Source organism: Flavisphingomonas formosensis, from assembly GCF_009755815.1.
GTDB lineage: Bacteria > Pseudomonadota > Alphaproteobacteria > Sphingomonadales > Sphingomonadaceae > Flavisphingomonas > Flavisphingomonas formosensis.
In genome coordinates, this window is sequence record NZ_WRPK01000009.1 from 285384 (window position 1) to 297091 (window position 11708).

The 11708-nt window shown below is 59.8% G+C and carries 9 protein-coding genes and 2 pseudogenes; 2 read left to right on the forward strand and 9 right to left on the reverse strand.

All coding sequences use genetic code 11. From position 1 onward, the window contains the following. Positions 1-24: 24 nt before the first annotated feature. The 7 genes and pseudogenes from GQY20_RS23415 to GQY20_RS23445 form a co-directional block, all read right to left on the reverse strand. Positions 25-444 (reverse strand): hypothetical protein, encoded by a 420-nt coding sequence (locus tag GQY20_RS23415; protein WP_157219556.1) that lies wholly within the window; start codon positions 442-444, stop codon positions 25-27. Between the two features lie 73 nt (positions 445-517). After that, entirely contained in the window at positions 518-1048 is a 531-nt protein-coding gene (locus GQY20_RS23420; RefSeq protein WP_157219557.1) for a nitroreductase family protein, read from the reverse strand. 134 nt (positions 1049-1182) lie between these two features. Next, positions 1183-1752, reverse strand: a complete 570-nt coding sequence (locus GQY20_RS23425) for a carboxymuconolactone decarboxylase family protein (protein ID WP_157219558.1) — start codon at positions 1750-1752, stop codon at positions 1183-1185. Between the two features lie 30 nt (positions 1753-1782). Next, positions 1783-2643, reverse strand: coding sequence for an enoyl-CoA hydratase-related protein (locus tag GQY20_RS23430; protein ID WP_157219559.1), 861 nt, complete (start codon positions 2641-2643; stop codon positions 1783-1785). Between the two features lie 109 nt (positions 2644-2752). After that, on the reverse strand, positions 2753-3556 hold the full coding sequence (locus GQY20_RS23435) for an SDR family NAD(P)-dependent oxidoreductase (RefSeq protein WP_198351163.1): 804 nt from the start codon (positions 3554-3556) through the stop codon (positions 2753-2755). A gap of 20 nt (positions 3557-3576) precedes the next feature. Further along, positions 3577-4494, reverse strand: coding sequence for a hypothetical protein (locus GQY20_RS23440; RefSeq protein WP_157219561.1), 918 nt, complete (start codon positions 4492-4494; stop codon positions 3577-3579). 450 nt (positions 4495-4944) lie between these two features. Beyond that, a pseudogene (locus GQY20_RS23445) lies at positions 4945-5663 on the reverse strand (IS5 family transposase). A gap of 211 nt (positions 5664-5874) precedes the next feature. On the opposite strand from GQY20_RS23445, the pseudogene GQY20_RS23450 reads away from it, so the two are divergent. Continuing rightward, positions 5875-6868 (forward strand): annotated as a pseudogene (locus tag GQY20_RS23450) (DDE-type integrase/transposase/recombinase). Here GQY20_RS23450 and GQY20_RS23455 read toward each other — a convergent pair. After that, positions 6865-9045 carry a TonB-dependent receptor gene (locus GQY20_RS23455; protein WP_157219562.1) on the reverse strand — a complete coding sequence of 727 codons (2181 nt, stop codon included), beginning with the start codon at positions 9043-9045 and terminating at the stop codon, positions 6865-6867. The pseudogene GQY20_RS23450 and the gene GQY20_RS23455 sit on opposite strands and share 4 nt — an antisense overlap. Before the next feature lie 378 nt (positions 9046-9423). On the opposite strand from GQY20_RS23455, the gene GQY20_RS23460 reads away from it, so the two are divergent. Continuing rightward, entirely contained in the window at positions 9424-11100 is a 1677-nt protein-coding gene (locus GQY20_RS23460) for an ABC transporter substrate-binding protein (protein WP_157219563.1), read from the forward strand. Here the strand turns inward: GQY20_RS23460 and GQY20_RS23465 are convergent. Next, positions 11080-11694, reverse strand: a complete 615-nt coding sequence (locus tag GQY20_RS23465) for an isochorismatase family protein (RefSeq protein ID WP_157219564.1) — start codon at positions 11692-11694, stop codon at positions 11080-11082. The genes GQY20_RS23460 and GQY20_RS23465 overlap by 21 nt on opposite strands. Positions 11695-11708 lie beyond the last annotated feature (14 nt).

The following is an 11708-nucleotide window of genomic DNA, read 5'->3' on the forward strand; positions in this document are numbered from 1 at the left end:
CACCGATGACCGTCACAGCCCCGATCAGGCCTTCGGATAATAGGCGTCATACGCTTCCGCCTCGAGCTGCCAGATGAAGGACCGGCTGAGTTTGCCGTCGGCAATCTCGTATACGCACAGGCGGGGGACGATGAGCTCGGCGTGACCGGCCCGCTTATGCCTTTCCTTCAGCAGGACTGCGACCATTGCGTCGCCAGCCAGCAAAATAATCGGCGTCCCGACAATTTCGAGGTTCCCCTCATTCAGCTCCAGAATGCGATGGAGCACCTTTTCGGACTCCGCAGGGCTATTTTGCACGCCGGCGAATTCTGAATTGCCAGCCGTGTAATTCGATTTTCCTTCTGCAAAGAAGCTCAGCATGCGAGCTAAGCCCTCCGGGCCGCCTTCGCCAAAAGACTGATAATAGTCCGTTACGAGCTTATAGTTTTCGCTGGCGGTCGCCATGATAGTCTCCTTATTTGCCTCATATATCTGCGTTCAGTAGTTGACATCCTGTGCTTGGGATTTCCATTTGCAATCAGTGGAGAGCCACGCTGAGCACGGGCGATTCGGCATGGGAGGCGGGGTAACCGAACGCAATGCAGGACAGGAATTCCTGCGGGCCATCGATGGCCAGCGCGCTCCGGATCGTGTCGGTGAAGAGCCTGAGATGGGACTGCGAGACCCCCGACAAGCCGTAGGATCTAAGCAGGCTCAAAAAGGTCCCCGCGTGAATCCCGGCATCGACTCCGGCGAGCAACCGTCCCTCACCTGGCTCCATAGACACGAGAAACAGATGCGGGGCGCCAAAAAATCCGAAATAGCGTTGCAAATCCTCACGGTTCTGCCTGCTACGGCTATGCCCCTGCAAGCCCTCACCAGGCACCTCTGCGATCGAACGCGCCAAGGCCGCTTCTACGAGTGCGCTGCTCAGCCGATCACGCGCCGCCCCTGACACAATGTAAACCTCCCAGGGGCTCGAGCCCGTGATCGAGGGCCTTTCAGATGCGCTGTCGAGCACGGCACGCAGGATTTCAGCCGGAACGGCGCTTGGCAGGAAATCACACATCCACGTCTCGCACTGTACGCTCGGGACAAACATGTTCGCAAAAGCCCATGCTGTTCTCCAACGCTGAAGCCCGGAGGCTACGACGAGCCGAGCTTCCGAGACGCAAAATGGCTCTTCGCTGATTGGAGCTTCCCCTAAACCCTCTCACGCATTTTCATTGCTGCAGCTCCTGGTTCCAGCGGCGTCCGCGTCGCAAGTGTAATCCGGTTCATCGTCATATAATAGCCGATGGCGATGATGGCTTCGATAACCTCCTGAGCTGTGAAATGTCGCAGAGCGCGCTCGAATACCTCGTCCGCTACGTTTCCGCTTTCTATCACCTGCTTCCCGAACCCCAGGAGAGCCTGCTCCGCCTCATCGAATGCCGCAGAGGCAAGATCTAGCTCCTCAATCGCCTCCAGCATCGCCGAGGTGGCTCCAAGCTTCTCGGCAATGACACGGTGCTGTGACCATACATATTGCGCGCCGTCGAGCCGCGCAGCGAGCAGAATCAGTAGCTCGCGCCGCAGCCCTGGAAGCGACTGCGTGTTCATGACGGCGTTGCCCAGCATCAGTTGCGGAATGACGCAGGTGCTCGCGTGCGCTGCCATTGCAATGATATTCATCCGCATGGGAAGCGAGCGCAGCGTGTCTCCCGCAGGTCCCTCCATAGTCTCGACGTCGATCAGTGGAAGCCGGCTGACGGGATTGCTGTCGATGCTCATTGGTAGTCCTTCTTCGATGGTAGCCAGAGTTCAGACCCGGCCGGCTGTGCGGTAGTCGCCATACTGACCATCGCGCTGGTCGAGGGCACCGGTGATGCTTTTGCGAAGCTCGGCCACATAGGCGATGACTTCGGGCGTGAACCACGCCTGAGCCTGGATCTCCGTTCCTGCGCGCAGCCCCGCCCGAATGCCCATCACTTCCATCTGGCGGTGCAAAGCCCGCTTGTTCATCTGCTGCAGCTGCGCAGGGACCTTCGCGACGCGCTCCGCTATGTCCAGCACAGCGCCCTCGAGTTGATCGATGGGGAAGGACCGGTTGGCAAAGCCGAACGCGGCGGCCTGCTTGCCGGAGATTGAGTCACCCGTCAGCATCATCTCGGCGGCCTGGCGCATGCCCATCAGCCAAGGGAAAACCTGGTTGTCCGGAGGGCTCATGAGCCGTATCGGCGGATAACCGATCTCGGCGTCATCCGCGACATAGACGAGGTCGCATGCCGAGGCGAGTTCGCTTCCGCCGGCAAGACAATATCCGTGAACCTGCGCGACGAGCGGCTTGGCCAAGTCCCACATCCGGAAGCAGCCTTCCACGACATGGCGACCCCAATAGCCGATCCCAGGCGCGGTGTAGTAAGGAACCGGCCTGTCTCCACTGCCCTCTACAGAACCCTGGGAGAGGTCATAGCCTGAGGAGAAGCATTTGCCGGCTCCGCGCAGAATGATGACGCGAACATCGTCATCGACATCGGCTCGCTCCAGTATGGAGAACAGCTCGCGCCGCAACTCATTGCTCATGGCATTCCGCTTTTCAGGACGATTGAGCGTCACCCGCAGGATCGCTTCGCGAGGGTGATCGACCTCCAAATATTCGAAGCCATTATAATTGTTGCTCATTTCGTCCCTCTCATGCGCATTTCCACTATTTAAGTATTAGTTGGTCGGGAAGCGTCGCGACCAATGCCGTGCATTTATCGCTGCCATGTTCGGAATTTTGCCGTGACCGCTATTCCCGGCCCACCGCGCCTCGCGAGATGGCAAGATCCAGATGGGCGCCCGCATCCATGATGAGGGTTTCACCCGTGATCGTCGCAGCATCAGCTGAGCAGAAATAGGCGATGCCGCCTGCGATATCCTCGGGCGTCGGAGCACGCCCGAGCGGCATCGCGTCGATCACTTTCTTCAGTGCCGCGGCATAATCGTCCGGAGACATCCGATCTTCGAACCAGCGCGTCGCGACAAAGCCGGGACACACCACGTTGACGCGAATATCCGGAGCGAGCGCGCGCGCCAGCGTTTTCGTGAGATTGATGAGCGCGCCCTTGGATGCCGAATAGGCCGAGCAGGTGCCACCACCGAACAGTCCAGCGATAGACGCGACGTTGACGACGGATCCCCCCCCGATAGCCCGCATTCCAGGCGCCGCAGCACGGATCATCTGATAAGCGCCCGTCACGTTGGTTCGGAAAATGCTTTCGAAATCCTCGCCGGAGAGCCCGTCAAGCTCGGCATGGGGCACGAACTTGGTGGCCGCCGCGTTGTTGACGAGGATTCCAACACGGCCACCAAGCTCATTTTCCGCCGCCGTAACCAGATGCCGACAGTCCTCGTCGCTGCCGACATCGCCTGCAACTGCGATCGCGTTCACGCCGAACTCGCGACACGCCGTCGCAGTGTCTTCCGCTTCATCGCGGCTCACCCGATAGTTTATCGCGACATCGGCCCCGCGCCCGGCGAGCTTCAGCGACGTCGCTCGTCCGATGCCGGTGCCGCCACCGGTGACAATCGCGATTTTACCGCGCAGGCTCACCTGATCTACCCCTTGCATCGTCAGTAGTCGAAAACGGCCGAGACGCCACCCAGGCCCTCGAAGTGCGCGCTGATCGCCGCGTTCGGCTCGGCGGTGAGCAGTGCGGACGGTGAGAGCGTGGCGAGGATCTGACCCTTGCGAATGCCTTGGCGCTCGCGGGCCGTGTTGGCGCCGACGAAAACCAGAATGAAAGGATCGACAACCGGATGGCCGCCGACGGCCTCTCCGACGATCTTGTCGCCCTCTCTCGCCGCATGCCGCATCTTGCTGAAGTCGAGCGAGCGCCAGTCGGCAAGTGCCTCACCAACGACGAAGCCGCCGCTCAGGGTATTGTCGGCATAGGCCTCGAACGGGCGATCCGCCATTTCCTGCATGCTGTTGACGTCGAACCGGAACGCGAGAAACTCGATGGCCGGGACCGCGTCGACGGCCTGCGCCACTTCTTCATAGGAATAGGGTTCGGCCCGCGGCGGAAGGTCGCGGTTCGCACGGAACACGATCTCGGGCTCCCAGATACGAATGCGCGACATTTCAGGCGTGATGTGATCGCCCGATTTCAGCAGATTGAAGATCGGAGCGACGAGATTGGGCTGGCCGGCCTTGAATGGGAAATAGAGCTTCCATCCCTGTACGGCCTGCCCGAAGTTCTCGACGAGGCAGTCGAAAATCTTCTGCACGTCGAAAAATGACGTCGGTCGGCAGCTTTCGGGAAACCGGACGATCGGACGTTCCGCGGTGCCGCGGTAAAGCGAGATGACCAGATTGGCGGCCTGAGCGGCGCTGACTGTATCCATGATGAAGTTCCTTCGTATTAAAACGCTGCATGGAAGCACGGCGCCCAGAGGCGTCGATCCTCCCCCCTGTGCCCGGGACCGCGGATATGTTGGATCGAGATCAGCCGGAGCGCTCTGTGGCGATGCGCTGCCGAAACCGATCATCGGGATCGTGATTTTCGGAGACGGCCCACAAGCCCGACGATTGCGATACAAGCGTGTCGAATAATGTCGCGGTCTGTCGGATACCCCCCCTGATCGTGTTGCGCCCGATGTCGAGCGAGTTGCGTTATTTTTGGGGCGTCGGGCGCGCTCGACTAGGTCGCATCGCAACATCGGAAATATAACGAGGAGAGCATCGGTGCGGACTTGTTGCCGGCACCGCGCGCCAGTGTGAGCATCTCTGCGGCGAGTGACCGCAAGTCTCGCGAAGCCAAGAATCTGTTTGGGAACGGCGGCGGAATGAGAGAAGCGAGTGAGCCATGGGAACGGTCACGAATACGAGGAAGCAGCTTGACCCGATCAGTCCCAATCAGAGAGGGCTCTTAGGCGCAATTGGTCCCGAACGGTCCCAAGATCGGCAACTGCTCTTCGAAGGATAGGGCTCAGACTCGTTCAGAGCCAGAATGCCAACGCGGTGGCGAGCGCGACGCCTGACCTGACAGGAAGTCGGTTGCGAGCTTGTCGTTTCGGGCGGCGATACGGCGGAAGTCCTTGAGCCGGCAGAAGGCGTTCTCGATAAGATGCCGAGCGCGATAGCGATCCTTGTCGTAGCGATTGGTGGGTTTGCGGTTGCTGCGACCGGGGATGACCGGAACAGCGCCAGCATCTCGTAGCGCGCGACGGAGACGGTCGGCGTCGTAGTCCTTGTCGGCGAGCAGGTAGCGCATGCGACCGGCGCGTTCGAGAAGCACGGGTGCCGCCTTCACGTCACTCACGTTGTCGGCCGTCAGCATCAGCGCGTAGGGACGGCCAATGACGTCGGTAAGCGGCTGGACCTTGGTCGTCCAACCGTCGCGGGAACGGCCGATCGCCTGCGTCGAGCGCGCCCCCTTTGCACCGAACGCGGCGCGTTGCGCTTTGACGTAGGTGTTGTCGACCGCGGTGCTCCTCGTAACCGCGCCGGCGCCCACCAGCGCGTCGAGCAGTTTGAGCCAGAAGCCCCGATGCGACCAGCGGTTGAAGCGGTTGTACACCGTAGTCGACGGGCCACAGTCGGCCGGGCAATCGCACCAGCGGCACCCCGCCTTGAGAACATGTAGAATGCCAGAGATCACCCGCCGGTCATCCTCCCGCCTAGCGCCGGCCTGGTTCTTTGGCAGGTGCGGCTCGATCGCTCACCATGGCTCGTTCGACAGCCAAAATATCGCCATGGCAAACCTCCTACATCCACACCGCCGTGAATCAGGAAAGCCGCTCCCATTCAAGCGGCTGATTGGGTTTGGACCCTAGTTGTCTGGTTGCGACACATCATTGGGACATGGTAAAGAGTGCTATTGCGGATCACGCGGGGCGCTTTGCCGCTCTTGCTGATGAGGTTTCGTGATGGTGCAGATACATCGCCAAGCGCGGACCACGCCTGCTGTGCGGGCGGAAATCGCCCGTTCCACAGAACCCGCCAATGTCGTGGCCAAGCGCTATGGCATCAGCGACGAGACAGTCCGCAAGTGGCGCAAGCGTGGCGAGCAGGCGGTCCTGGATCGCTCAAGCCAACCCCGCCGTCTTGCGTGGGCGATGAGCGAGGAAGAACGCGCGATCATCTGCGCCGTACACAGGGCGACCGGCTTCGCCCTGGATGATCTCACCTTTGTCCTCCGGCACTTCCTGCCACGCCTCAATCGCGACAGCATCTACCGGGTACTCAAGGCTGAAGGGCTCAATCGACAGCCGCCCAAACCCACGGTGCAGCCCCGCAAAGGGCAAGGTCGCTTCAACGACTATGATCTGGGCTTCGTCCACATCGACGTGAAGCATCTGCCCAAATTGCGGACGGTCGACGGTGAGACTCGCAAGCGCTTACTCTATGTCGCCATCGATCGCTGCTCCCGGTTCGTCCATTTGGACGTTTATGACGCCGAGAATGCCACCAACGCGATGGCCTTCCTCAAGGCCGCCAGCAAGGCTTTCCCCTTCCGCATCACCCATGTGCTGACGGACAGGGGATCCTGCTTCGCCGCTGAGGATTTTGAACACGCCTGCGAAGATCAAAGTCATTCACCGTATGACGCGGCCCTATACGCCTCAAACAAATGGCATGGTCGAACGCTTCAACGGCCGCATCGCCAGCGAGGTACTCGCCATCAATGTCGCCGGCCATGCTGACCTTGAAATCCTGCTGACCGGCTTCAACCGCGCTTACAACCAACGAAGGCAGCGTGTGCTTCTGGGCAGTTCGCCATCTCAGAAGGTAGAGGAGCGGATCGGGCTCATCCCCTCTCTCGCCAATCCTCTTTACAAGCCGATCGCAACAGACGATCTCATGATCAAAATCGACGACCTGCTCTATTACGCCAATGATGTGTCGCAACCAGACACCTAGTACCGGTAGGTTATGGTGATCCTTGCTGTTGCCGGCGGGGCGTCGTTATCAAGGATCCCAAGCGTGATGGGATTCACATAATTGACGTACTTCTTGTCCGTCACATTGCGGCCGATCGCCAGAAAGGAGAAATGCTCGTCTTTCGAAGTCCATTCAGCGGACAGCCCAAGAAGCGCGAAGCCCCTCTGCTTGAACTGGTTGGCTGCGTCGAAATAGACCGCGCTGCTGTAACTGATATTGCCGCCAAGTCGTATCGTGCCGAAGGAGACCGGCCGCTCGTAGTTGATGGCCGCGTTGCCCGTGAAGTCAGGGCTACGGATCATCCTGTTGTGGCTCGCATCGACCGGAACATTTAAATACGCGACCCCGGCAGGATTCTCCTGAAAGCTGATTGCGCCGGGATACCGCCTGTATCGGCCGTGCGTGTAGGCTCCGGTGAGTTGAGCGCTCAGGCCGTCGGCCAGATGTACGGTGGCGCTGGCCTCGGCTCCATAGATGCGCGCGCGGGCGGCATTCTGCAGCAGCGTGCTGAGGGCAGTGTTGCCCGGCAGGAGCACGAAACTCTCAACCTGCAGGTTCGAATAGTCGTAATAATAGGTCGAAGCGCTGAAATCGAAGGCCGGTCCCTGATGCTTGAATCCCACTTCGTAGGCATCCAATGTTTCGGGAGAAACCGGCGGCTGATCGACGGCCGAAAGATTGTAGTTGCCGCTTTTGAAGCCCCGGGAAAACGACGCATAGACATTGGTGTTGCGGTCGAAATCATAGCGTAAAACGGCGCGGGGCGTGCCTTTGCGCCAAGTGTGCTTGCCCCGCGCAGCGACCGGAATTATGGCTCGGAGCTTCTTCGTCTCGATGGAATAGCGATAGCCCAGGGTGAGGTGCAGGGCTGGGGTGATGTCATAGGTGGCGTCTGCGAAGACCGCGTAGGCGTCCGTCTTGACCCCGTTATTGTACAGGTTGGTGTTGAAATCATAGTTGATGAACATTTCGGGCAACGAGGAGCTGTCGTGGAAGTAATAGACACCCGTCGACCATTTCAGAGCACCTCCCGATTTCGAGATGAGGTTGAATTCCTGTGAATAATTCTCGTCTAGCACGGGGAAATAGATATCGAAGATGGGAACGACCGTTCCATCCAGATCGCCGTGCTCGACGAATTTCTCGTTGAAATAGGACGTGTAGCTGGTCAGCGTGGCGAAGTCGCCGAGATTGACCTTCGCATTGAAGCTGCCCCGATAGAATTCGGAATTGGATCGGGGTTTGTAACCGACGGAACTCTGGTGCGGCGATTGGGCGACGACCTGATCGGGTAGAAACAGGCCAAGCGAGCGCGAGCCATATTTCGGAGAGATGCGATACGTCAGGGCGGCCGCATCGTTGGTATTGCTGTAGACGAACGTGAGCAGATAGGTGTCGTCATTCTCGGTCGTATAGAGAAGTTTTCCGGTTGCATTGACGCCGCGATACTTGCCGTCGGTTTCGCTGCCGGTGACGATATTTTTGGTATATCCGTCCGTATAGCGATAGCTGCCGCTGAACATGGCGCTCAGCTTGTCCGTAAGGCCGCCGGTCACGTAGCCCTTCATCAGCCGCTCGCCATATGTTCCAAGGCCGGCGGTGATATTGGCCTGGATTTCCCGGCTCGGCTTCATGGTGGTCACGAGGATCGCTCCACCCGTGGCGTTGCGGCCGAACAGGGTCCCTTGCGGTCCTTTGAGTACCTGAATGCCGGTCACGTCCGGTATCTCGAAATTATTGGCGCCCTGAGAGGCGATGTAGCTGTTGTCCACGTAGACCGCCACGTTGCTGGCGGAGCCGGGCCCCGAGGTGTTCGAAGTGATGCCGCGGATCGTCGGCTGGGCGGCCGGCCCGAGCTTGTCCATGCGCAAGCCGGGCACCACGGGGCCAAGATCCATGAGATTATCGACACCTGTCTTCCTCAACTGGTCGGAGGTCAACGCGGTGATCGTAATCGGCGTTTCCACCAGCCGGGCGTTGCGGCGCTCGGCAGTGACCACGATCACGTCGGCGGCATCGGCAGTGGGTTCTTCTGCGCGGGCGTCGCTGTAGGCGCTTGCGACGATGAGCACCGCGAGCGAAGCGCACCGAAGCATCTTCGCGTTTTTGTGGCGCCTGGGCGTTTGCCCATGTGCTTGGCTTGGCTTCGAAAACATAACTGTCCCCCGTTTGATCCTTCGACAGAGCCGAGTTGATCCTCTCTCCGTCCGGGCAAACGGCAGCTTGGAGAGCTACGCGGGCGCGCGCTCCCTCTAGTCCCTTTTTGCGTATTCATCGGTCTTGCGGCTCTAAGCCCTTGACCATTTGTTACGCTCTTTCCTAAAGGCTGGAGCGATTGGCGGCGGCGGGCAAGAGCGCGGCCGGGCAAACGGATCGATATCACGCCGCTGATATTGCCGATATCACTCACCTGATATTGAACCGCGCAGCAGCTTTCGGCGGCGATCACACCCCGCTGCGCTGGACATCGCCGCGCCTCCGCGATTAGCGACATTCTTCGGGCGTTGCCAACGCCTGTCAGCGAAAGAACGAAGATGGATCCGAGCCTTCCCCTTGCGGGACAAAGGGTGCGATCGCGCCGCGCGAAGTGGTGGAAATCGCCCTGGGTCATCGGCGTGACGGCAGTTGCAACCGTCACTGCGGTCATGCTGGTCCGAAATGACAAAGTCGCGACCGAGCCGCCGAGGAACATGTTGCGCATCGCCATGACCGCAGGCGACCTTCCGACAACCACCGGCGCGCCGACGCAGGGGCTCGAGGGTGTTCGGTTCGCGGGATATCCCGTATTCGAGCCGCTGACCATGTGGGATCTGCGGGTCACCGATCGGCCACCGGGCGTCATCCCCTGGCTTGCCACGGATTGGGCCGCCGATCAGGAAGATCACAACAAATGGACCTTCCATCTACGGCAAGGCGTCCGGTTTCACGACGGCAGCACGTTCGACGCTGACGCTGTGATTTGGAACTTTCAGCGGCTCTACGACAAGCGGGCACCCCAATATGAGGAGACCGTGGCAGCCGGAGCGCGAGCGCGCGCGCCGATGATCGATCGCTGGGAGAAGATCGATTCCGGCACCGTCGCCATCTATACAAAGACTCCGACGAGCTTCTTTCCAGAGATCATTGCCAGTATCCTCATGGTGAGCCCCGCACGCTGGCGCGCGGTCGGGGGCAATTGGGCTGCCTTCGGGGAGCGCCCCAGCGGTACGGGCGCATTCCGGATCACCAAGGTCGACAAGACCTCGATCACCATGGACCGCAATCCCGGCTATTGGAACGTGAGGCGCGCTGCGAAGCTGGACCGGGTCCAACTGTTCGCGATGGCCGAGCCCACCACGCGCATCGCAGCACTGCGGTCGGGCGAGGTGGACTGGATCGAAGGGCCGCCGACCGACGCGATCTCGTTTCTGAGATCGCAGGGCTATACCGTTTCCACAAGCCCCATGGCGCACATATGGGCCTATTGGTTGAAGATTGCGCCCACCAGCCCATTCAGGGACTTGCGGGTTCGCCAAGCCTTCAATTTTGCGATGGATCGTCAGGGTGTGGTCAAGATATTGAACGGCGCTGCCCAGTCGGCCAAGGGCTATTGGAAGCCCGCCGACGCCCGCTTCGGACATCCGCAAAATGATTATGCCTACAACCCTGCCAAATCTTTGGCGTTGCTGAAGGCGTCTGGTTATCCGGTCGGGGTGCCGGTGCGCGTGAAGGTGATGCTGATCCCGTCGGGTTCGGGAATGATGCTATCCCAGCCCATGAACGAATTGCTACAGCAGAGCGCCGGCAAGGCCGGGTTCGATCTTACGTTCGAAACGGTCGATTTCAATCAGGCGGGGGCGATCATGCTCAACCCGGGTCTTTTGGAGGCCCGTGGATTTCAGGCGATCACCATGGGGTTCGATACCTCCGATCTCACCTGGTTCTATTATTCATTCTATCCGCCCAATGTGGTCGGCTTCGAGGACAAGACGGTCATGCGCCTGCTCGATCAGTACCGCACCGACTTCAGCGGTGACGAAGCGGCGCGGAATGCGATGCTGGCTCGTGTGCACGAGCGCTTGGTCGATCTCGCGCCATGGGTCTGGGTCGTGCACGACGTCAATCCGCGCGCTTTTTCACCCAAGGTGAAAGGCTACACCCCGAGCCAGAGCTGGTTCACCGACCTTACCACGGTCTACATCGATGAGGGTTCAGAGGACAAGGTCCGATGAGGTGATCCAACGGATGCCGAGTTCCGCAATCAGCTTGTCGCATTCTTCGACATTATAGTCTCCGGCGGTGGCGTCGTGAACGATATAGGTCTCAAAACCGTCCTTAACGGATCCCACGGCCGATGCCAGCACGCATCCGTAGCGAGCGAGGCCCGTCAGGAAGACGCGCTCGAACTCGCGGGCCTTGGCGTATGCGCCAAGTCCGGTGGTCGTATCGTCAGCCTCATAGAAGGCGCTGAGTGAGTCCGTCGACGACCGATACCCCTTTTGCAGGATAAGCTCGGCTTTCATGACGTCAAGGCGAGCGTCCAACTCAGCGCCGTACGTGCCTTGAACGCAATGTTCGTGGTAGAGCGGCTGCTTGCCGTACGGCACGTCCACCTGATCGCCGATCTTGGCGCCCGGATGGTTGGTTGCGAAGGAGATGTGGTCCTTCGGGTGCCAGTCCTTGACGACGACGACGTGTTCAAAGGCGCGGACTAACGCGTTAATCGGTTCTATGATGGCGTCGGCGCCTGGTTGTCCAAGCGCGCCGTTAACAAAATCATTCTGAACGTCGATGATGACGAGGACGTCGGTGGAAAGCGGCGTCATGATACCCCTTTGCG

Bases quoted from the DNA above. Each gene is read 5' to 3' on its own strand.
- GQY20_RS23465 (WP_157219564.1), bottom strand. From the start codon at position 11,694: ATGACGCCGCTTTCCACCGACGTCCTCGTCATCATCGACGTTCAGAAT.
- GQY20_RS23455 (WP_157219562.1), bottom strand. From the start codon at position 9,045: ATGTTTTCGAAGCCAAGCCAAGCACATGGGCAAACGCCCAGGCGCCAC.
- GQY20_RS23420 (WP_157219557.1), bottom strand. From the start codon at position 1,048: ATGTGTGATTTCCTGCCAAGCGCCGTTCCGGCTGAAATCCTGCGTGCC.
- GQY20_RS23440 (WP_157219561.1), bottom strand. From the start codon at position 4,494: ATGATCGGTTTCGGCAGCGCATCGCCACAGAGCGCTCCGGCTGATCTC.
- GQY20_RS23425 (WP_157219558.1), bottom strand. From the start codon at position 1,752: ATGAGCATCGACAGCAATCCCGTCAGCCGGCTTCCACTGATCGACGTC.
- GQY20_RS23415 (WP_157219556.1), bottom strand. From the start codon at position 444: ATGGCGACCGCCAGCGAAAACTATAAGCTCGTAACGGACTATTATCAG.
- GQY20_RS23460 (WP_157219563.1), top strand. From the start codon at position 9,424: ATGGATCCGAGCCTTCCCCTTGCGGGACAAAGGGTGCGATCGCGCCGC.
- GQY20_RS23430 (WP_157219559.1), bottom strand. From the start codon at position 2,643: ATGAGCAACAATTATAATGGCTTCGAATATTTGGAGGTCGATCACCCT.